The sequence below is a fragment of the Gordonia sp. ABSL11-1 genome, assembly GCF_030315685.1.
Taxonomy (GTDB): domain Bacteria; phylum Actinomycetota; class Actinomycetes; order Mycobacteriales; family Mycobacteriaceae; genus Gordonia.
In genome coordinates this window covers 126,999-148,088 of sequence record NZ_JASXSI010000012.1, presented here as the reverse complement: position 1 = coordinate 148,088, position 21,090 = coordinate 126,999, and the positions used below count along the sequence as shown (strand labels likewise).

Genomic DNA, 21,090 nt, shown 5'->3' with positions numbered 1-21,090 from the left:
TGATTGAAGCACCCAGAGGGGACGCCCGTGATGTGGGACCAGCAATACGCGCCGTTCGACTCCGTCTATCTGTCCGCTCTCGTCGGGGCGATCCCGGTCCTGGTGTTCCTGCTCGGCCTGGTCGTTCTGAAACTGAAAGGCATCACGGCCGCGGCGATCTCGGCGGCGGTGGCGGCCATCGTCGCCCTGTTCGTGTTCGACATGCCGTTCCCGAAAGTCGTCGGCGCCGCGCTGTACGGCGCCGTCTCGGGGCTGTGGCCGATCGCGTGGATCATCGTGCTGGCCGTGTGGCTGTACAAGATCGCGGTGAAGAGCGGCCAGTTCGAGGTGATCCGCTCTTCGATCGGCGGGATCTCGGCCGATCAGCGAATCCAAGTGCTGCTCATCGCGTTCTGCTTCGGTGGCCTGCTCGAGGGTGCCGCCGGCTTCGGTGTGCCGATCGCCATCTGCGCGGCGCTGCTCGTCGAACTGGGTTTCCGCCCGATCAAGGCGGCGATGTTGTGCCTGGTCGCCAATGCCGGTGCCGGTGCCTACGGCGCGATCGGCATTCCCGTCATCCAGGGCGCCAAGGTGGGCGAGGTCGACCTCGGTCACCTGTCGAACTGGATGATCCCGGTGATCCAGGGTCTCACGGCCCTCCTCCCGCTCATCCTGGTGGCGATCCTCGACGGCTGGAACGGTATCCGTCACACCTGGCCCGCGTGGCTGGTGACCGGGATCGTGTTCTCCGGCGCCCAATGCGCGGTCCTGTGGTTGGCGGGACCCGAACTGACCGACATCCTCCCGCCGCTGCTCGCCATGGTCACCCTCGCCGGTCTGACCCGGATCTGGCAGCCGTCCGAGATCTACCGTGAAGCGGGCGCGACGGACACGCGCGGTGAGCGGTACTCGGTGTGGGAGATCGTCAAGGCGTGGTCCCCGTTCTACTTCCTCACCGGTGCCATTCTGGTGTGGAGCCTGCCCTGGTTCAAGGATCTGTTCATTCCCGGCGGCGCCCTGGACTTCACGGTGCTCTCCATCCACATGCCATGGATCGACGGCACGATCATCTCGCATCCGCCGGTGGCAGCGAGCTCCGCACCGATCGCCGCCGTGTGGACGGTCAGCCTCATCGGCGCGTCCGGCACGGCGGTCCTGGGCGCCATCCTGGTCACCGGTGCGTTCGCCCGGATCACCGTGCCCGAGGCAATGGGCCAGTTGAAGGCCACCGTCGCCGAACTGTGGCGTCCGATCGTGCTGATCCTGCTCGTGCTGGCGCTGGCCTACATCGCGAATCTGTCCGGTGCGACTGCGGCGATCGGCCTCGCCCTGGCCAATGTGGGCGACATTTTCCCGCTGGTCTCCCCGGTCATCGGCTGGATCGGCGTCTTCATCACCGGGTCGGTGGTCAACAACAACACGCTGTTCGCGAAACTCCAGGCGGTCACGGCTCAGCAGCTGGGCGTCGATCCGACGCTGCTGGTCGCGTCGAACACCGGTGGTGGGACGATGGCAAAACTGGTGTCGGCGCAATCGATCGCTATCGCGGCGTCGGCCGTGGGCGAGACCGGGAACGAGTCGTCGATCCTGCGCTCCACCCTCAAGTACTCGCTCGTGTTCCTCGTCGTCGTCTCTGTGACGGTCTTCCTGTTGTCACTGTTCGCCTGACACCGCAGTGTCCCGGTCGCGGTACGCCTCTCGGTGCACGGCGGCGTCGAGCGGTCGGCCGGCGCGCCAGCCGAAGTGTTCGAGGTCCGGTACCGACCGCAATCCGGTGACCGGACCGACGCACAGCCATGCGACGGGTTCGACGTCATCGGGGATCGAGAGCAGTCGACTCAGAAAATCATTGTGGTAGAAGGACACCCAGCCGACTCCGACACCCTCGGCGGTCGCTGCGAGCCACAGGTTCTCGATGGCCAGGGCCACCGACAACCGACCTGTCTCGTTCGATGGTGTGCCGTCCGAGCACATGGGAGCCGCCACACGCGCGGGGTCGTAGGTGACGACGATGCCGGTGCCCGACTGCTCGATGCCGTCGATGACGATGGGGTCGAACGTCTCCGCACGATCCCGCGGCAGTGAGCGTGCGAAGTCCTCGCGGCATCCGGCCACATGTGATGCGAACCGGGCCAGCGTTGCAGGATCCTGGACGACGACGAAATCCCATGGCCGGGTATGGCCCACGCTCGGCGCCGCGTGTGCCGCCCGCAGCAATCGGAGCAGCACCTCCTCGTCGACGACGTCCCCGGTGAACTCGTTGCGGACATCCCTCCGCCTCGCGATGGCCTCGTACACGCTCATCGTCCCTGCCACCGGCGTGACTGTGGAATGTTCTCTCACGTCTGCCTCTCCCATGACATCAACCAACCACGCGGCTGTGAGGCACCGTCGGGCGGGGAGCCGTCTGTGACACGATCACCACGTGGCGACACGATGGGACGAGTCGAATGCACCCCGGGGTGACCGGTACGACGAGCGGTGGGCGCGGATGGCAGCCGCCGGCCAGAGCGTGCACGGGGAAGCCGATCTGGTCGCCTCACTGGTCAGCGACGTGGAGAGTGCGAAGATTCTGGACGCGGGGTGCGGGACCGGCCGCGTCGCGATCGAACTGAGCCGCCGCGGCCACGACGTCGTCGGCGTCGACATCGACGAGTCGATGCTCGCGACCGCGCGACGAAAAGACCCCGCGATCGACTGGCGCCGGGCCGACCTCGCCCATCTCGACGACCACGTGGACATCACCTTCGACGTCGCCGTGCTTGCCGGCAACGTGATGATCTTCGTCGACCCGGGCACCGAAGCCCGCGTCGTCGAGCAGGTGGCCCACCGCCTGGACCCCCACGGCCTCATGGTCGCCGGCTTCCAGGTGCGTTCCGACCGCCTGGGGGTCGAGGACTTCGACCGGTACGCGGGCGATGCCGGCCTCGAACTCGTCAGCCGGTGGGCGACGTGGTACCGGCGGCCGTACAACGGCGGTGACTACGTCGTCTCGGTTCATCGGCGTATCGGGTGACCGCGGAGGACAATCGCAGGTGGAACCGTGACATGACCATCGTCGCCTGATCGGTCGCACGGCGACATCGGCCGGATGTCGTTATGCTGGCGGTTTCTCACGGCGCCGTCAGCTTGTCGGCGCCGCCAGTCACTCGGCGCCGGTAGGTGTCCGCGGAGGACAGGAGCGATGATGACCGCAGATCTGAGTCCGGGCGCGATTCCCGAGACCCGGTCGTCGGCGCCGGGTCACATCCGGCTGACCTCGCACAGCGGCGGACACGATGCACTCCCGATCCGTTGGGGCGCGCCGGCCGCCGCCGAGCGTGGGCCGGTCGTCGGTACGACGTCCCGGCGGGGACATCGCAACGTGATCGGGACGCACAGCGGCTCGTACAGCGTCTACCGCGCGCTCGCCGTCGCCGCCGGCGCCCTGTCCCGTGATCATCGCGCGGATCTCACGAACACCGCTCCGACCGACGTGGTCGGGCCGTACCCGCAGTGGTGGGAGCCCGGCAAGATCGTCAGCCTCGATCCGTGGAGCGCCATGACGGCCGACGTCTTCGCCGACCAACTCGCCGCCGGGCACGACATCCGGCCGACGATCGCGATCACGAAAGCCCATGTGGTCCTACCGGAGATCGCTGAGGCGATCGGCCGTGGCCGGCTACGCCCGGACGGCCGGCACCTGCTGGAGTCCGGTGCCGCGCTGGTCACCAAGGCGGCTGTCGAACCGGTGTGGCACCTGCCGAGTGTGGCAGAGAGATTCGGCTGTCCCGAGGCGGAGCTGCGGCGCACGCTGTTCGAAGAGACCGGCGGGATGTACCCGGAGTTGGTCACCCGCTCCGACCTCGAGGTGTTCCTGCCCCCGATCGGAGGTCAGACGGTCTACATCTTCGGCGATCCACGCGATCTCGCCGATCCGTCGGTCGAACTGACCGCCCGCGTCCACGACGAATGCAACGGGTCCGACGTGTTCGGCTCCGACATCTGTACCTGCCGTCCGTATCTGACCCACGCCATCGAGGAGTGCATCCTCGGTGCCCAGCGCGGCGGCGTCGGACTGGTTTCCTACTCCCGCAAGGAAGGCCGGGCGCTCGGCGAGGTGACGAAGTTCCTCGTCTACAACGCGCGCAAACGACAGGAGGGCGGAGACACCGCCGAACAGTACTTCGCCCGCACCGAATGTGTTGCCGGCGTACAGGACATGCGTTTCCAGGAACTGATGCCCGATGTCCTGCACTGGCTGGGTGTCCGCACAATCCACCGCCTGGTGTCGATGAGCAACATGAAGTACGACGCCATCACCGGTTCGGGTATCGAGGTCGGTGAGCGGGTGAACATCCCCGACGAGTTGATCCCGGAGGACGCCCAAGTCGAGATCGACGCGAAGACGGCTGCGGGGTACTTCACGCCCGGCCCCGTCCCGAACGCGGTCGAGCTCGGCAAGGCCAAGGGCCGAGGCCTGGACGGATGACAGTGAGCTCACGGTCGGCGCCGGATTCTGCGGCGCCACCGCAATCGGCGGTCGCCCTGCTGCGGACCACCGCGACGATCCGGACTCGCGCGAACGGGCTGCTCGATCGTGCACGTTCGGGCGGTTCGGCCTGGTTCATCGTCGACGATGACGCATTGCCCGCCGCGGCCATCGACGTTGCGTCGATCACCCGACGTCGGTACCCGGATCTGCGGATCCCGTTCCACAGCCGCTGGCGTCACTTCGAGGCCGGCGGCATCGACCGCGTCACAGCCGTGCGTGAACGACTCGCCGACGATCCCGCCGAGCAGGCACGTTCGCTGATCGACCTGGCCGTTGTCAGCGTGCTGCTCGACGCCGGCGCAGGCCCCGTCTGGTCCTATCACGACACCGTGAGCGGCACGCAGATTCCGCGTTCCGAAGGACTGGGAGTCGCGAGCCTCGACGCGTTCGTCGCCGGCCTGTTCTCCGGTGATCCGGGTCGTCCGCTCCGGGCCGATCCAGTCGGCCTGCGCTCGCTCACGCCCGACGCTCTGGGTGAGGCATTTCAGGTGTCGACGACGAATCCACTCGTCGGACTCGACGGGCGGGTCGAACTCCTCCATCGCCTCGGCGACGCACTCACGCAGACACCCGAGGTGTTCGGGACCGACCCGCGGCCGGGCCACCTGTATGACGTCCTCGCCGCTTCCGGGCCGGAGTCCGTCGTCGGCGCCCATGACATCCTGACCATCCTGCTCGACCATCTCTCCGGAATCTGGCCGTCCGACAACCGCATCGGAGACATCGCCCTGGGCGACTGCTGGCGCCACCCCTCGGTCGCCGGCCCGGGCCGCACCGGTGGGTGGATGCCGTTCCACAAGCTGTCCCAGTGGCTGACCTACTCGCTGCTCGAGCCGTTCGGATGGGCCGGGTGCGTCGTGACCGGCGTCGACGAACTGACCGCTCTACCCGAATACCGAAACGGCGGATTGCTGCTCGACACCGGCGTCCTCCGACATCGTGATCCCACGAATGCCGGAAGAACCTGGTCGGCGGGAGACGAACTCGTCGTCGAGTGGCGCGCACTGACCGTCGCCCTGCTCGACGAACTCGCACCGTTGGTCCGGGCGGAGCTCGGTGTCACCGCCGAGCAGTTGCCGCTGGCATGTGTGTTGGAGGGCGGCACCTGGGCCGCGGGTCGCGACAGTGCGCGCCGCCTGCGTGGTGGCCTTCCTCCGTTCCACATCGACAGCGACGGAACGGTTTTCTGATCCACCCGCCCCACCCGTCGATCCGATCAGGAGGACCCGACATGGACGACGTCATTCTCGTCGACCACCCACTCGTCCAGCACAAGCTCACGCTGATGAGGCGAAATGACACCTCCACCAATGACTTTCGTCGACTCCTGAACGAGATCTCCACCCTGATGGCCTACGAGGTGCTGCGCGACATCCCCATGCATCCGGTCACCATAGACACGCCGCTGGAGACGATGACCGCCAATGTGATCGACGGTAAGAAGGTCGTGTTCGCGTCGATCCTGCGGGCCGGCACCGGCATCGTCGACGGCATGCTCACCGTGGTCCCGGGAGCACGTGTGGGGCACATCGGTCTGTACCGCGACCCGAAGACGATGATCGCGGTCGAGTACTACTTCAAGATGCCGGGCGATCTCGCCGAGCGCGATGTCGTCGTGGTGGATCCGATGCTCGCGACAGGACACTCGGCCGTCGCCGCCGTCGAACGCATCAAGGAGTACGCGCCGCGATCGATCAAATTCGTGTGCCTGCTGACCTGCCCGGACGGTGTCGACACCCTGCACGCGGCACACCCCGACGTCCCGATCTTCACCGCGGCCATCGATCGCGGTCTCGACGCGAACGGGTACATCGTGCCCGGGATCGGCGACGCCGGGGACCGGATCTTCGGCACCACCTGATGCCGGAGGGAACCATCCCCGGACTCCACCACAGCTGTTGATCCGTCGCTCAGTGCGGGAGATGCCAGGAGACCGCCGCCCCCGCCGCACCCGTCGCGTTGAGGGCCCAGTGCAGCGCCATCGGCGCGACGAGGCTCGTGCTGCGATGACGCAGCCACCCGAGCACCAATCCGGCGGCGCCGGTGGCGATCACCGCTCCGATGATCCCCGCGAGCTGGGCGAGTGTGCCCGATCCGAGGATTCCTGTGAAGCCCTCGTTGCCGGCGGTCAGTCCGAGCGACGAGCTGACGTGCCACAGCCCGAACGCCAGCGCTCCCAGCCCCAGAGTCCATCGGATGCCGAACAGCCGTCCCAGCGAGCCCTGCAGCACACCCCGGAACATCAGTTCCTCCGGGATGACGGTCTGCAGGGGAATCGTCACCAGCGCGGCCACTGCCGCCTCGGTGGCGCTGTCGAAGCGGTCCGACAGAAAGAACTGCCGGGTCGCCGGGATGGCGACCGCCACCGACACCACGGCGAACACGACGACGACCGCGCCGACGGCATACGGGATCCCCGCCCTGACCTCGCCCCGGCTCAATCCCATCTCCCGCCAGTGCAGGCCTGCCGCCCGCGCCCCGGCGACGATCACGACCGCCGCGATCGGCACGGCGAACAGTCCGGTCCAGTGCCCGGTGAAATGGGCGACGAGATTGGTCGTGACAAGCGCCGTCACGACGGCCAGGACAAGGCAGACCGACCGTCGACGCGATGCACCGGCCGACGCGCTCGGAAGTCCGGTCATCGCACCTTCCTCGAATGGGTGTCACCATTGTGCACGACCGATCCCCACCCGGACCGCATGTCACCGGAAGATCAGGAGGAGCGCCGTGACCACGTCGACCTCATTGCGATTCGCTCTGCTGATCACCGGGGCCAGTGGCTTTCTCGACAGCTACACGTTCTTGTCGCGTGGCGGTGTGTTCGCCAACGCCCAGACCGGCAACGTGATCTTCCTGGCGTTGAATCTCTCTGAACGCCACTGGCATCAGGCCGTCGGACATCTCTGGCCGATTCTCGCCTTCGTCGTCGGCGTGATACTCGCCGTGCACATCAAGGCGGGACGGCTCGACCGCCTGCTCCCCTACCCGATCCGCGTGACGATGGGGCTCCAGGCACTGATCCTCCTTGTCATCGGTTTCGTCCCGACCTCGGTGCCGCATTCGTTCGTCACCATTCCCATCGCGTTCCTCGCGGCGATGCAGATCGAGTTGTTCCGCAACATCGGAGATCTCAACTACATCGCGGTCGCGACGACCGGCAACCTCATGCGTCTGGTCGAGGCCGGCTACGGCGCCACGGTCGATCGGGCACCCGAACCGCGTCGTGCGTTCTCCATCTACACGCGAGTCGTCGGCGTGTTCGCCGGCGGAGCGCTCGTCGGTGCCGTCTGCACTCAGCTGATGGGCGGTCGTGCCGCATGGGTGCCCGCCGGCTTCCTCGCGGTGACACTGGTGCTCTTCGTCATCGACGAACGACGGTACGATCCGGCCGACGCCGCGGATTCCGACGCGTAGCCGGCTCTCGCCGATCCCGGATCCTTCCGAGCGGGTCCTCGATCTCGCCGAGTGGGTGCAACCGGGGCGTCGTCACGCGGCGCTGTGCCCACTCGATGAATTCCTGGACACGGTCGGCGAGATTCTGGACACGGTCGGCGGTGGCGAGCGGTGGTCGCGGTGACGGGTCAGTGGTCCTGCGGGTCGACGGTCATGTCGCCGGTCAGATAGCGGTCGATGTTCGGCCCTACGCGCCGGGCCAGTTCCTCCGGGGTGGCCTCCGCGACCGCAGGGACGTCGAGCACATATCGCGCCATCACGAGTCCGGCGATCTGACTGATCATCAACCCGATCCGCTCGTCACGATGATCAGTGGCAGCGACGTCGGCGAGTGCGGTACGGGCGACCCCGAGAAAGAACTCGCGCATGCCGCCGGCCACCTCGGCGTGGGTGACGGCCACGCGCAGTAGCGCGATGGCGCGCGTCCGCTGCTGGGGATTCGACTCCCAGAAGCCGAGAATGCGCCGGAGGAACTCGGTTCCCGGACTGTCGGTGTCCGCGGTGATCCCCGCGAACATCTCGACGACGTCGATCTCCGGCCGCAGCGCCGCGACCAGCAGTGCGTCCTTGGTCCCGAAGTAGTGGTGGATGAGAGCGGGGTCCACGCCGGCCCGCCTCCCGATCTCACGCATCGTTGATCGCTCGAAGCCGCGGTCCGAGAACAACTCCCGGGCAGCGATGAGGATCGACTCCCGATTGCCGGACCCGGTGTCGGCTGCCTTCGGACGTCCTCGCCTGCGGCCGCCGCGTTGCTGCGGTGTCACCTCGACGTTCCCTACGACTGTGCCGCGTGTTCCCGAGCCAGGACCAACATGCGTTCCTCGACGGTGGCCCGGACCGGTGTGATGTCCGCCGTGATGCCGGCGGCGCCGAGGACGGCGTCGATGTCCGCGGGATCGGTGTCCGGCACCCGGATCGCCCGGCCCGCCAAGATGACCGGCACGCCGGCGTCATTCAATGCGGCGAACGCCTGTGACCAGTCCGGTGTCCGGACCGCGACCGCGCGCGTGTCCCCGATGATGTCGTCCTCGCTACCCGAGCCGACCAGTTGTCCACTTGCCATGAGCAGCAGTCGATCACACTGCTGCGCCTCTTCCATGTAGTGGGTGGTGATAAGGACACCGACGCCGTTGTCTGCCTGGTGGCGGATCGTGTCCCACAGTTCGGCACGCGACAAGGCATCGACACCGGAGGTCGGCTCGTCGAGCACCAGCACCTCGGGTGCGTGGGCGAGGGCGACGAGGAACGCCACCTGACGTTGGGCGCCGAGAGCGAGGTCCCCGACGAGTGTGGCGCGCACACCGCGGAGGTCCGCCGGGATGTCGGGCACGGGTACGCCATAGGCCCCGGCGCTGAACGACAGGTTCTCCGCCACGGTGAGATCCCGATACAGTCCGAGATTCTGCGGCACGTATCCCATTCGTGCCCTTCGGGTCTGGTCCGGTGGCCCGCCGAGGAGTTCGACCGATCCCGACGTCGCGGCCAGCAACCCGAGCAACATCCGGATCAGCGTGGTCTTTCCGGCGCCGTTGGCGCCGAGCAACCCGACCACCTCACCCGGCCCGACGGTCATCGACACCGCGTCGACGGCGGTGAAGTCGCCGAAGCGACGGGTGACGTCACGCGCACCGAGTACCACGTCGGAGGTCATGCGTCGGCCTCCTGCCTGCGTGACATCGACAGCGCGATGACGATGTCCTCGAGGTCCGGCACCGCGGTGGGTGCGTGCACCCCGGGGCGTCCGTCGGGCCAGTACTCGTGTCGTTGCCGACCGCGTCGCCACGACCACTGTGGCCGTGTCGGCGACGCGGCCGCGGTGATGACGCCGGTGAATCCCGCCCGCACCTCGTCGTAGGAGCCCTGCGTCAGGATCCGGCCACCGTCGAGCACCACGAGATCCGCGGCGCGTTCGGCCTCGTCCAGGTAGGTCGTCGACATGAGCACAGCGGCGCCGTCCGCGGCAGCCTCCGAGATCATGCGCCACAGATCGATACGGCTGACCGGGTCGACACCGGTGCTGGGTTCGTCGAGTATCAGCAGAGACGGACGGTGGATCATCGCCATCGCCGCCCCCAGCTTGCGGCGCATCCCTCCCGACAGTGCCGATGCGAGTCGATCCGCGGCGACGCGTAACCCCGATCCGTCGATGAGCTGCTCGCGTCGATTCTCGAGTTCGGCACCCGCGAGGCCGTAGATTCCGCCGACGAAGTCGAGGTTCTGGCGCACGGTCAGCGCGGCCCAGCTCCCCGGACCCGCCGACAGGAACCCGATCTCGTGTTTGCCCGGCGCCTGCACCGTGCCGCTGTCCGGGATCACCGCGCCCACGAATGTCCGCAGGAGAGTAGATTTCCCGGCGCCGTCGCCACCGACCAGAGCGACCACCTGTCCGGCCGGTACGTCGACGCTCACGTCGTCCAACGCGGTCCGCTCGCCGAACCGCACCGTAACCGAGTGCGCTGCCGCGATCATGCGACGTCCGCGCCGGTCGAATCCGTCGACGGGGCCGGCGCCTTCTGCTTCGACACGTCGGGGGCGAGGTCTCGACGGAATCGCAGTGTCGCGCCGGTGAACACGACCACGGCCATCACGGTGAGGATCAGTAACGGCAGCCACAGCGATGAGATGGGCGCGTCGCGCAACATGACGCCCTGCGAGATCATGGTGAAGTACGTCAGCGGGAGCAGGTAGCCGATCCATCGGACCCCCGCCGCCATCGCGTCCAGCGGGAAGATCATGCCGGACAACAGGATCTGCGGGAGCAAGAACATGAATGCGGTCTGGATCGCCTGGCCCGTCGTCTGGGAGATCGTCGAGATCAGCACCCCGAGCCCGAGGACGACGAACAGGAAGATGGCCGCCCCGAGCGCGAAGATCAGCACGTTCCCGTTGAACGGCACCCCGAACAGCAGCATCCCGAGCACCGTCACGATGACCATGTCCACAGCAGCGAGCAGGAAGTACGGCACGATCTTGCCGAGGATCACCTGACTCGGCCGGATCGGCATGACCGCAAGTTGTTCCAGCGTGCCCGCCTCTCGTTCACGGACCAACCCGATACTCGTGATGATCGTGCCGATGAAGGTGAGGATCAGACCGATGATCGCCGGCACCATCACCCAGGACGTCTTCAGGTCCGGATTGAACAGCACGTCGGTCTCGATCTGTCCGCCCATCTTGTTCAGGATGCCGACGGTCGACTGTGCGGCGAACAGATTCGACCCGTCGACGTAGGCGATCGGTTTCTGCCCCGGCGGACCGGTCACGATGGCGACGTCGACCTTGTTCTCCCGCACCATGTCCTGGGCCTGGGCCGCAGTGTCGCCCGGATGGGATTCGGTGACGTCGAAATACGACGGCAGCGCCTGGCTGATCTGCTGTGTACTCGGGCCGACGACGGCGGTCTTCACCGACGAGACGTAGAAGTTGGCGGCATAGCCGAAGATCACCAGCAACAGCAGCGGCAGGACGATCAACATGGCCAGTGTGCGGGGGTCCCGCCGGAGTTCGCGAAATTCCTTGAGAATCATGGCGCGCATGTCAAATGCTAGGCACGTCTCGCGCCCCAGGTCAACAAGTGATGAATTAATTTTCTCCACCACAGCGCGTGCTCGGTGTGGCGTCGTCGGACGGGGCTTGATGCACAATGGCGCCGTGCCGATCACCTTCGACGACCTGACCGCGACGCTCGAACGTCACCAGGTAGCGGTCTATCTGGCCGCGATTGCGGCCGGCGCAGCGTTCGGCATCGCAGTGCCCGCGAGCGGACCGGTGCTCGAACACGCGATCAATCCGTCGATCGCGGCACTGCTGTACGTGACGTTCCTCCAGGTCCCGGTGGCTCGAATCGGCGCGGCTGTGCGCGACGTGAGGTTCATCGCCGCGCTACTCGTGGTGAACTTCGTGGTCGTCCCACTCGTCGTGTCCGCCGTGCTCCCACTCGTACCCGACGAGGCGGCCCTGCGGGTCGGGGTGCTCCTGGTCCTGTTGTGCCCGTGCGTGGACTACGTCATCGTGTTCAGCGGGCTCGCGGGTGGCGACGGCCACCGACTGCTCGCCGCGACGCCGTTGCTGCTCCTGCTCCAGATGGCGTTGCTGCCGGTGTATCTCACGATCTTCCTCGGCGACGAACTCGCCGCGGCGGTGGACGCCGGCCCGTTTGTCACCGCGTTCGTGGTACTCATCGCGATCCCGCTCGCACTGGCGTGGGCGACCCAGTCCGGGGCCCGGCGATCGGCGCGCCTGGGCAGCCTGAGCACCGGAGCCGGCAGTGCGATGGTGCCGTTGATGGCGCTCGTCTTGTTCGTGGTGGTCGGATCCCAGATCCATGCGCTCGACGACCACGGGCGATCGGTCACGTCCGTGGTCGGTGTCTATGTGCTGTTCCTGATCGTGATGACCGTGCTCGGCCTGCTGATCTCGCGACCGTTCGGAGTGGGAGTGACCGGACGACGCGCCGTGGCGTTCTCCGGCGCGACCCGCAACTCCCTGGTCGTCCTGCCGCTGGCCCTCGCGTTGCCCGGCGAGATGAGCGCGATCGCCGGATCGGCGGTGGTCACCCAGACGCTGATCGAGGTCCTCGGGATGGTCGTGCTCGTGGCGGTCATCCCGAGGATCACCCGGTGAGCGCCCCGGCGGCGACAGCGGTCAGTTGTGCGGGACGTCGGCGGTCAGGCCGCCGTCCATGACGAACTCGGTTCCGGTGGCATAGGAGGACTCGTCGCTGGCGAGGAACACGATGAACGTCGACACCTCCTCGGACTCGGCCGGCCGACCCAGCGGAGTCTTCACGATGTCCTCCGGGAGTCCCTCGGTCATCGGGGTGCGGATCATTCCGGGATGGATCGAATTGACCCGGATGTTGTGTGGCGCGAGTTCCAGCGCTGCCGATTTGGCCAGTCCGCGGACACCCCATTTCGAGGCGACATAGCCGTGCGCCCACGGACTCCCGCGCAGTCCCTCCACTGACGACACATTGATGATCGAGCCACCGCCGGCGGCGATCATCGGATCCACCGCGGCCTGCATGCCGAGGAACGTGCCGGTGAGATTCACGTCCAGGATCTGCTGCCACTTGTCCAGACGGAACTTCTGCAGGGCGCTCCCGTTCACGATCCCGGCGTTGTTCACCAACACGTTGAGCCGGCCGAAGTCGTCCACGGCGGTTGCGACCGCTGCCGCCCAGTCGTCCGGCGAGGTCACGTCGAGGTGGACATACCGGACCGCGGCGCCCAACTCCTCCGCCAGGGCCTTGCCCTCATCGTCGAGAATGTCCCCGATCACGACCTTCGCACCCTCCGCCACGAGCATCCGCGCATGAGATGCGCCCATGCCTCGCGAACCGCCACTGATCACCGCGACCTTGTCATCTACACGTCCCATGGCGAGGAAGGTTACCTACTCAACGGCGAAATGAGAACACGTTCTACCGAGTCGGCGCGCGGCGTGCTCTACTGATATGGACAGTAGTCCGGACAATTGTACACCTGACCAGCACAAGGAGAGACGGATGGCCATCCGCGTGGCACACATCGGGACCGGGAACGTCGGTCGACTGGCCTTGCGCCAACTGATCGCCGATCCCCGATTCGACCTCGTCGCCGTGTGCGTGTCGTCGCCCGAGAAGGTCGGCCGCGACGCCGCCGAACTCGCCGGCATGGAGCACGAACCGACCGGCGTCCTGGCCACCGACGACCTCGCGGCGATCGTCGACACCGATCCCGACTGTGCGGTCTATTGCGCCATGGGCGACACCCGACCGGTGCAGGCCCTCGACGACTGCGCCCGCCTGCTGTCGGCCGGCATCGATGTCGTCGGCTCGGCTCCGGTGTCGCTGCAGTACCCCTGGGGCGTCATGCCGCCGAAAGCCGTCACGAAGGTGGAGGCCGCTGCGCAGGAAGGCGAGTCGAGCATCTTCATCACCGGTGTCGACCCGGGATTCGCGAACGATCTCGTCCCCCTCGCGTTCGCGTCGACGTGTCAGCACGTCGATCAGATCCGTTGTATGGAGATCGCGGACTACGCGACCTACGACGGCGCCGCGGTGATGTTCGACGTGATGGGTTTCGGCAAGCCGATGGACGAGACACCGATGTTGTTCCTGCCCGGCGTCCTCGGCATGGCATGGGGAACGACCATCCGCCTACTCGCCGCGGGTCTGGGTGTGACCGTCGACGAGATCGCTGAACGGTGGGAGGACGAACCGGCACCGGAGACGTTCGACATCGCGGCCGGAAGCGTAGCCGAAGGCACCCGCGCCGCAGTGCGTTTCGAGATCATCGGTAAGGTCGGCGGCCGCGACGTCATCGTGATCGAGCACCTCACCCGCCTGCGTGGGGATCTCGGCGCATCGTGGGCCCAGCCCGCACAGGCCGGTGGCTGCTACCGCGTGGAGATCGTCGGTGAGCCGTCCTATCGCGTCGACATCTGCCCGACGAGTGAGCACGGCGACCACAACCACGCGGCGATCGTCGCTGGTGCGGGCCGCATCGTGAACGCGATCCCGGCGGTCGTCGATGGCCCCTCCGGAATCCGGACGGCGCTCGACGTCCCACTCGTCGCGGGCGGGACCGCCGCAGTGCCGACGCGGTGACAGCAACGGCGCACGTCACGGGACATCAGGACCGCACGGGCGCCACCGCGGGTGGTCCGGCGGCGACGGCGTCGGACACGCTCCGGTAGCGCTCGTAGATCTCCCTGTCGTGGGTCCCGTCGTCGCGCGAGATCGCCGCGATGCCCCAGTCGGGCAGGTCGCCGGTGAGTGCCCACGCGGCCTGGCGGGCGGCTCCGAGCGCGACATACTCGGCCGGCGCTGGCACCGCCACCGGCCGCCCGAACAGGCGCGGGGCGAGGGCGAGAACCGCGTCGGATCGACTGCCGCCGCCCGTCACGAGGATTCGCCCCACCTCGATTCCCTGATCACGGATCAGGTCCATGCAGTAGACGAGCGAGCAGAGCAACCCCTCGACCGCGGCGCGGGCCACATTCGGCGGCGTCCAGTTGTCGGCGGTGATGCCCACGACGGAACCGGTCGCGTCCGGCAGATTGGGTGATCGTTCACCGGCGAAATAGGGAATCATCACCAGACCCCCGGCGCCCGGCAGCGCCGACAACGCGAGACGCCCGAACTCGTCGAGGTCGACGCCCAGCATGACCGCCGTCGCGGCCAGGACCGGTGCCCCGTTCAACGTGCACACCAGCGGCAGTTGGCGACCCGTCGCGTCCGCGAATCCGGCCACCAGACCGGATGCGTCACGCGGCGGAACCTCGGTGACCGCGCTGACGACACCCGAGGTGCCCAGGGAGACAATGCAATCGCGGGGTCCGGCGGCCAGGCCCAACGCGGCCGACGCGTTGTCGCCGGCGCCCGCGCCGATGATGGTCCCGGAATCGGTCCGGCCGGCACGATCGGCCGGGCCGAGGACCCGCGGCAGTCGCGGACGCCGGCCGCCGAACGCCAGCTCGAGCAGATCGGTGCGATAGGAATCGTCGGCCGCGGCGAAGTACCCGGTCCCGGAGGCATCGCTACGATCGGTGACGAGCGCGTCGATCCCCAGCGCGCCGCTCAACTGCCACGTCAGCCAATCGTGCGGCAGGCAGACCGCGGCGGTCGCGTCGGCGAGTTCGGGTTCGTTGTCCGCCATCCACCGCAACTTCGAGGCGGTGATCGACGCGACCGGCACCACACCCACGGCCGACGCCCAGTTGTCGGCGCCGAGCTCGTCGACAAGCGCGACGGCGCTTGCCGCCGAGCGGGTGTCGTTCCACAGCAACGCGTTCCGGACCACCACACCGTCGGAGTCCAGACAGATCATCCCGTGCTGCTGACCGCCGACCGAGATCGCGTCGACGTCTTCGAGCCCTCCCGCCTCGGCGATCGCGGAGGTCAGCGCCGTCCACCAGTGCCGGGGGTCGACCTCGGTCCCGGGCGGATGCGGCGCCTTGGCGGAGCGGACGACCACTCCGGTGTCCGCGTCGCACACGACGATCTTGCAGGACTGGGTCGAGGAGTCGACCCCGGCGACAAGGGTCATCCGAGCAGTCCCTCCAAAGTCGCCCGGGCGCCGTCCCGGCGCAGAGACCCGAGCGCAGCCAGGTATGGCCCGGTGAATCGATCGTCGTCGGCGAGGTCGCCGAAAAGACTGCGATCGGATACGAATGCCAGCGTGTCCGTGCGTGATTGCCGAGCCAACGGGATCAGACGCCCGGCGAGCGGGTCGACGACGGCGATCGCGTCACCGTTCTCATCGACCCCTTCGGCGTAGCGGGTCCAGCTGGCGACGACCGCCGCCGCCAGTGTCACCTCGCCGCCCGCGGCCAACCGTTCGCGGATGACGGGGATCAGCCATTTCGGGATGCGGTCGGAGGAGTCCTGACACAGCCGCGCGATCGTGTCGGCGATCGCCGGATTGCCGAAACGTTCGATGAGGGTCTCGGTGTACACGTCGAGATCGACGCCCGGCACAGGGGCGAGCGTCGGACGGCCCTCGGTCGCCATGTAGCGCCGCAGCAGTGCCGCGATCAGCGGATCCGCGGTCGCCTCGTGAACGAAGCGATAGCCCATCAGATATCCGAAGTAACACAGTGTCTGATGACTGGCATTGAGCAACCGGAGCTTCATCAGTTCGTAGGGGGTGACGTCGTCGACGATCTGCACGCCGACCTCCTCGAGCCGGGGACGGCCCGACGAGAAGTTGTCCTCGAGCACCCACTGCGTGAACGGCTCGGCGACGACCGGCCATCTGTCGTCGATCCCGGTGCGGCCTGCCACCTCCGCACGGAGGTCCGGCGGCGTCGCCGGCGTGATGCGGTCGACCATCGAGTTGGGGAAGGCGGTGTGCTGGGTGATCCATTCGGCGAGCGTGGGATCCTTCAGGCGAGCGAAGGAGAGGAACACCGACTGCGCCATGTGCCCGTTGCCCTGGATGTTGTCACAGGACATCACGGTGAACGACGCGACGCCGCGATCGCGTCGTCGGCGGAGCGCCTCGGTCACGAGCCCGAACACCGTGACGGGTACCGCCCCCTCGGCGAGGTCTGCCACGACGTCGGGGTTGGACGCATCGAACTCACCGGTGGACGGTGAGAAGTTGTAGCCGCCCTCGGTCACCGTCAGCGACACGATCCGCGTGTCGGGATCGGCGAGCTTCTCGATGACACGCTCGGGATCGTCGGGCGCGAACAGGAACTCCCCGATCGATCCGATGACGGACGTCTCGATCGTCCCGTCGGGATGTTTGAGGGTGAGGGTGAACAGCCCGTCCTGCGGGCCGAGTGCGTCGCGCATACCGGCGTCCGCCGGCCGGACACCCACCCCGCAGATACCCCAGTCAAGGGCATCAGAACCGCCCTCGGCGAGCAGACGGTCGAGGTACATCGCCTGGTGCGCGCGGTGGAATCCGCCGACACCGATGTGCACGATGCCGGTCCGCATGCGTTCCCGATCGTAGGTCGGTACCGCGACCGAACCGATGTCGGAAAGTGATTTTTGCTGCAGTTCAACGGTTTCGGTCACAGAGCACATCCTCGTGTGGTCGGGCTGGCGGACATGGCCGTCGTCGCGTCCGGCGTCGACGGTACGTGGGCGATGCCGGGGTGGACCACGGCCTTGATACTTCCCGGCACGCGATCGGCATCGAGAGCGGCGCGCACGTCCTCGAGCCCGAAGCGTCCGGTGACCATACCGTCGAGGTCCACTCGCCCCGACACGATGAGGGACAGCGCAGTCGCCCAGGTGTTCGCGTAGCGGAACACACCGGTCAGCACGATCTCGCGGTTCTGGATGACGGTGACCGGCAAGGTCATGGCATCCGCGCCCATTCCGACCAGGACGACACGACCCGCCGGACGCACGGCACCGAGACCCGCGACGACCGCGGCCTCGACACCGCTCGCGTCGATGAACGCGTCGACCTGGTCGACGGCGGTCCCCGGTGCGACGACCCGGGTGGCGCCGAACCGTGTCGCGATGTCGCGGCGCAGTTCGTCCGGTTCGCTGACGACGATCCGGGTTGCGCCGGAGGCACGCGCCACCTGCGCACACATCAGGCCGATCGGGCCTGCGCCGGAGATGAGCACGGAGTCACCCATCCCCAGGTCGGCCTTGCGTACGGCGGCGATGCCGACCGACAGCGGCTCGCACAGCGCAGCGGCGTCATCGCTCACCCCGTCTGGCACCGGATGGGCGAAACCGGCACCGATGATGACGAACTCGCACAGCGCGCCGTCGACCGGGGGTGTTGCGTAGAACCGCATGTGGGGACACAAGTTGTAGTCCCCGCGCAGGGATTCGTCGCTCGACGGATCGGGTGTCTGCGGTTCGATCGAGACGCGTTCACCGACCCGCTCGGCCGGCACCCCGGCACCGACGCCGACGATCTCGCCGGCCGCCTCGTGCCCGAGGATCAGCGGTCCCGTCACGACGTGGTCACCGATGCGGCCGTGGCGGACATAGTGCGCGTCCGACCCGCAGACACCCACGGCGCTCACCCGGATGAGGACCTCGCCCGGACCGGCCACCGGGATCGGCCGCTCTTCGACCGTCAGCCGGCCGTCGGGATAGAGGACACTCGCCCGCATCGTGGTGATCGTCGGGTCACTCCGCGAATTGACTGTTGCGTGCATCACATTTGCAATGTTAGCGTATTGAGCAATATTCCGGCCAGTGAGCAAATGCTCACGCGCACCGTGAGGCGGATGGATGACCACTCCCACCAAGACGACCCCGGACAGCGGTCACGATCTGCGACTACTGGTCCGCGCGGCGACGATGTATCACCTGGAAGGGCTGACTCAGGCGGAGATCGCCTCCCGTCTGGGCGTCTCGCGCCCCACCGCCGGTCGGCTTGTCGCCCGGGCCCGCGCCCAAGGGCTGGTCCAGGTGACCGTCACCGCGCCCGCCCACCTCGGCCGGTCGATCCACACCGATGTCGAACGTCGGGTCGAGGAGGTCTTCGGACTCGACGAGGTACTCGTCATCGACGAGATCGCCGACGGCACCGCCTCCGGAAACGCCGCACTCGGCCGTGCCGGAGCCTCGGTCCTGACCCGTCGCATCCAACCGACCGACGTACTCGGTTTCACCTGGGGCCCCGAACAGGTCGCGGTCGCCGACGCGATGTCGGCGAACTCATCCTGCCGACAGGTCGTCCAGATGGACGGCTCGATGACCTCGGTCGAATACCACACCGGCGTCGACCATGCCCTGGCCCGACTCTCCGACAGACTGCACGCGCAGCCGATGCGCCTGGTCGCCCCGCTCTATGCAGATTCCGACACCGTCGCCGCGCTGCAGCGTGATTCGATTCTCTCGCAGTCGTTGTCGGCGGCACGATCGGCCAACGTGATGCTCTTCGGGGTCGGTTCGGTGTCGACGTCGACGACCTTGTTCGAAGGCGCGTTCATCGACGCGATCGTGCTCGACGAACTCGATGCGCTCGCCGCGGTCGGCGAGATCGGCGGCCGCTTCTATGACGCCCACGGCGTCGCCGTGGATTCCACCCTGGTGGACCGGACGGTGTCCGTGCCGCTGGACTCGGTGCGAGCCTGCCCGACATCCATCCTCGTGTCCGGTGGAGAACACCGCCGCGACTCCATCCTCGGCGCCCTTCGCGGCGGGTACGCGACGATCCTCGTGACCGACCTTCCCACCGCCGAATGGCTTGTCGCCGAACAGAAAGGTGATCACTGATGGCCGACGGACCCAAGGTCGCGCGGCGGATCGGGCGGGCCTCACGCCGGGCCCGTGCCTACACCGTGTCGATGGCCGCCGCACTCGCACTCGTCGCCACCGGATGTTCCGGCGCCGGCTCGTTCACGGACGGGGGCGGTGATTCCGTGACCGTCGCGATGGTGTCGAACTCGCAGATGCAGGATGCCGTACAGCTGTCGACTCAGTTCGAGCAGCAGAACCCCGGTATCAAGCTCAAGTTCGTCACGTTGTCGGAGAACGAGGCCCGCGCCAAGATCACCGCATCGGTCTCCACCGGAGGCGGCGAGTTCGACGTGGTGATGATCAGCAACTACGAGACGCCGATGTGGGCGGAGAACGGTTGGCTGGTCAACCTCTCCCCGTACATGGATGCCGACCCGTCCTACGACTCCGACGACTTCATCCCGACGCTCAAGAGCGCACTCTCGTACGAGGGTTCGATGTACTCGGCCCCGTTCTACGGCGAGTCCTCGTTCCTGATGTACAACAAGAAGATGTTCGCCGACGCAGGGGTCTCCCTGCCGGCGAACCCGACCTGGCCGCAGGTGCGTGACGCCGCGGCCGCCCTCACCCGGGGCAACGTCTCCGGCATCTGTCTGCGCGGCAAACCCGGGTGGGGCGAGTTGCTGGCGCCGCTGGACACCGTCATCAACGCATTCGGTGGACGTTGGTACGACGAGGACTGGAACGCCCAGCTCACCAGTCCCGAGGTCGAGTCGGCGGTGAAGTTCTATGTCGACACCGTCCGCAAGTACGGCGAACCCGGCGCCGCCTCATCCGGCTTCCAGGAATGCGGAAACCTGTTGTCGCAGGGGCAGACCGCCATGTGGTACGACGCGACGTCGGCGGTGTCGGTGCTCGAGAGCCCCGACACGTCCACCATCGCCGGCGATGTCGGCTATCTGCCGGCGCCGAGCATGGCCAAGTCCGACAACGGATGGCTCTACACCTGGTCGCTCGGCATCCCCACCAGCAGCACGAAGCGTGACGACGCGTGGAAGTTCATCGACTGGATGACCAACCGCGACTACATCAAGCACGTGTCGGACACGTTGGGCGCCACGCACATCCCACCCGGCAGCCGGATGTCCACCTATCAGCTGCCCGCCTACCAGGCGATCTCCAAGCCGTTCGCCGACGCGACACTGTCCGCGATGACCACCGCGAATCAGTTGAAGCCGACGCTGCAGCCGGTGCCCTACACGGGCATCCAGTTCCTCGCGATCCCGGAGTTCCAGGATCTGGGAACGCGTGTCAGCCAGCAGATCTCGGCCGCGATCGCCGGTCAGATCAGTGTCGAGGACGCGCTGGCACAGTCACAGAAGTACGCCGAGCAGGTCGGCAAGACCTACCAGAAGGAGAGGTGAGACGTGGCCACCGCACTCGCCCAACCAGGGGCCGATCCACAACCGCG

At 67.3% G+C, this 21,090-nt stretch carries 20 protein-coding genes; 10 read left to right on the top strand and 10 right to left on the bottom strand.

Features of this window, described 5'->3' with window-relative positions:
• Positions 1-30 precede the first annotated feature (30 nt).
• On the top strand, positions 31-1,647 hold the full coding sequence (locus QSJ19_RS14945) for a lactate permease LctP family transporter (RefSeq protein ID WP_286321487.1): 1,617 nt from the start codon (positions 31-33) through the stop codon (positions 1,645-1,647).
• Here QSJ19_RS14945 and bluB read toward each other — a convergent pair.
• Positions 1,633-2,295, bottom strand: a complete 663-nt coding sequence (gene bluB, locus QSJ19_RS14940) for a 5,6-dimethylbenzimidazole synthase (protein WP_286321483.1) — start codon at positions 2,293-2,295, stop codon at positions 1,633-1,635. The two genes, QSJ19_RS14945 and bluB, sit on opposite strands and share 15 nt — an antisense overlap.
• 109 nt (positions 2,296-2,404) lie before the next feature.
• Between bluB and QSJ19_RS14935 the strand changes: the two genes are divergently transcribed.
• The 4 genes from QSJ19_RS14935 (at position 2,405) to upp (ending at position 6,374) form a co-directional block, all read left to right on the top strand.
• Positions 2,405-2,995: a class I SAM-dependent methyltransferase gene (locus QSJ19_RS14935; protein ID WP_286321481.1), complete on the top strand. Its 591-nt coding sequence runs from the start codon at positions 2,405-2,407 to the stop codon at positions 2,993-2,995.
• A 171-nt stretch (positions 2,996-3,166) separates the two neighbouring features.
• Positions 3,167-4,450 (top strand): GTP cyclohydrolase II, encoded by a 1,284-nt coding sequence (locus QSJ19_RS14930; protein ID WP_286321479.1) that lies wholly within the window; start codon positions 3,167-3,169, stop codon positions 4,448-4,450.
• Positions 4,447-5,703, top strand: coding sequence for a URC4/urg3 family protein (locus QSJ19_RS14925; RefSeq protein WP_286321475.1), 1,257 nt, complete (start codon positions 4,447-4,449; stop codon positions 5,701-5,703). Before QSJ19_RS14930 ends, QSJ19_RS14925 begins: the two co-directional genes overlap by 4 nt.
• 41 nt (positions 5,704-5,744) lie before the next feature.
• Positions 5,745-6,374: a uracil phosphoribosyltransferase gene (upp, locus tag QSJ19_RS14920; protein ID WP_286321474.1), complete on the top strand. Its 630-nt coding sequence runs from the start codon at positions 5,745-5,747 to the stop codon at positions 6,372-6,374.
• A gap of 49 nt (positions 6,375-6,423) precedes the next feature.
• Here the strand turns inward: upp and QSJ19_RS14915 are convergent, their stop codons facing one another.
• The gene (locus QSJ19_RS14915; protein WP_286321471.1) at positions 6,424-7,158 is read right to left on the bottom strand and encodes a CPBP family intramembrane glutamic endopeptidase; all 735 of its coding nucleotides are present in this window, start codon (positions 7,156-7,158) and stop codon (positions 6,424-6,426) included.
• Positions 7,159-7,243: 85 nt separating this feature from the next.
• Between QSJ19_RS14915 and QSJ19_RS14910 the strand changes: the two genes are divergently transcribed.
• On the top strand, positions 7,244-7,930 hold the full coding sequence (locus QSJ19_RS14910) for a YoaK family protein (RefSeq protein ID WP_286321467.1): 687 nt from the start codon (positions 7,244-7,246) through the stop codon (positions 7,928-7,930).
• A gap of 167 nt (positions 7,931-8,097) precedes the next feature.
• Here QSJ19_RS14910 and QSJ19_RS14905 read toward each other — a convergent pair whose 3' ends face one another.
• Genes QSJ19_RS14905 through QSJ19_RS14890 form a run of 4 tightly spaced genes read right to left on the bottom strand, consistent with a single transcriptional unit; the run spans position 8,098 to position 11,505 of the window.
• On the bottom strand, positions 8,098-8,733 hold the full coding sequence (locus tag QSJ19_RS14905; RefSeq protein ID WP_286321466.1) for a TetR/AcrR family transcriptional regulator: 636 nt from the start codon (positions 8,731-8,733) through the stop codon (positions 8,098-8,100).
• Between the two features lie 11 nt (positions 8,734-8,744).
• Entirely contained in the window at positions 8,745-9,620 is an 876-nt protein-coding gene (locus tag QSJ19_RS14900; protein WP_286321464.1) for an ABC transporter ATP-binding protein, read from the bottom strand.
• Positions 9,617-10,438, bottom strand: coding sequence for an ABC transporter ATP-binding protein (locus QSJ19_RS14895; RefSeq protein WP_286321461.1), 822 nt, complete (start codon positions 10,436-10,438; stop codon positions 9,617-9,619). The genes QSJ19_RS14900 and QSJ19_RS14895 overlap by 4 nt, the downstream gene beginning before the upstream one ends.
• On the bottom strand, positions 10,435-11,505 hold the full coding sequence (locus QSJ19_RS14890; RefSeq protein WP_286321460.1) for an ABC transporter permease: 1,071 nt from the start codon (positions 11,503-11,505) through the stop codon (positions 10,435-10,437). Before QSJ19_RS14890 ends, QSJ19_RS14895 begins: the two co-directional genes overlap by 4 nt.
• A gap of 115 nt (positions 11,506-11,620) precedes the next feature.
• On the opposite strand from QSJ19_RS14890, the gene QSJ19_RS14885 reads away from it, so the two are divergent.
• Positions 11,621-12,592, top strand: coding sequence for a bile acid:sodium symporter (locus tag QSJ19_RS14885; protein ID WP_286321458.1), 972 nt, complete (start codon positions 11,621-11,623; stop codon positions 12,590-12,592).
• 21 nt (positions 12,593-12,613) lie between these two features.
• Here the strand turns inward: QSJ19_RS14885 and QSJ19_RS14880 are convergent, their stop codons facing one another.
• Positions 12,614-13,348 (bottom strand): glucose 1-dehydrogenase, encoded by a 735-nt coding sequence (locus QSJ19_RS14880; RefSeq protein ID WP_286321456.1) that lies wholly within the window; start codon positions 13,346-13,348, stop codon positions 12,614-12,616.
• 127 nt (positions 13,349-13,475) lie between these two features.
• Here QSJ19_RS14880 and QSJ19_RS14875 point away from each other — a divergent pair, with 127 nt between their 5' ends.
• Positions 13,476-14,558, top strand: coding sequence for an NAD(P)H-dependent amine dehydrogenase family protein (locus QSJ19_RS14875; protein ID WP_286321455.1), 1,083 nt, complete (start codon positions 13,476-13,478; stop codon positions 14,556-14,558).
• 25 nt (positions 14,559-14,583) lie between these two features.
• Here QSJ19_RS14875 and QSJ19_RS14870 read toward each other — a convergent pair whose 3' ends face one another.
• The 3 genes from QSJ19_RS14870 to QSJ19_RS14860 are packed head-to-tail and all read right to left on the bottom strand — an operon-like array spanning position 14,584 to position 18,544.
• Positions 14,584-15,999: a xylulokinase gene (locus tag QSJ19_RS14870; protein ID WP_286321454.1), complete on the bottom strand. Its 1,416-nt coding sequence runs from the start codon at positions 15,997-15,999 to the stop codon at positions 14,584-14,586.
• Positions 15,996-17,480: a mannitol dehydrogenase family protein gene (locus tag QSJ19_RS14865; RefSeq protein ID WP_502876188.1), complete on the bottom strand. Its 1,485-nt coding sequence runs from the start codon at positions 17,478-17,480 to the stop codon at positions 15,996-15,998. Before QSJ19_RS14865 ends, QSJ19_RS14870 begins: the two co-directional genes overlap by 4 nt.
• The gene (locus QSJ19_RS14860; protein ID WP_286321450.1) at positions 17,477-18,544 is read right to left on the bottom strand and encodes an NAD(P)-dependent alcohol dehydrogenase; all 1,068 of its coding nucleotides are present in this window, start codon (positions 18,542-18,544) and stop codon (positions 17,477-17,479) included. Before QSJ19_RS14860 ends, QSJ19_RS14865 begins: the two co-directional genes overlap by 4 nt.
• A 121-nt stretch (positions 18,545-18,665) precedes the next feature.
• On the opposite strand from QSJ19_RS14860, the gene QSJ19_RS14855 reads away from it, so the two are divergent.
• The gene (locus tag QSJ19_RS14855) at positions 18,666-19,655 is read left to right on the top strand and encodes a sugar-binding transcriptional regulator (RefSeq protein ID WP_286321449.1); all 990 of its coding nucleotides are present in this window, start codon (positions 18,666-18,668) and stop codon (positions 19,653-19,655) included.
• 71 nt (positions 19,656-19,726) lie between these two features.
• The gene (locus QSJ19_RS14850; protein WP_286321550.1) at positions 19,727-21,043 is read left to right on the top strand and encodes an ABC transporter substrate-binding protein; all 1,317 of its coding nucleotides are present in this window, start codon (positions 19,727-19,729) and stop codon (positions 21,041-21,043) included.
• Positions 21,044-21,090: the final 47 nt, after the last annotated feature.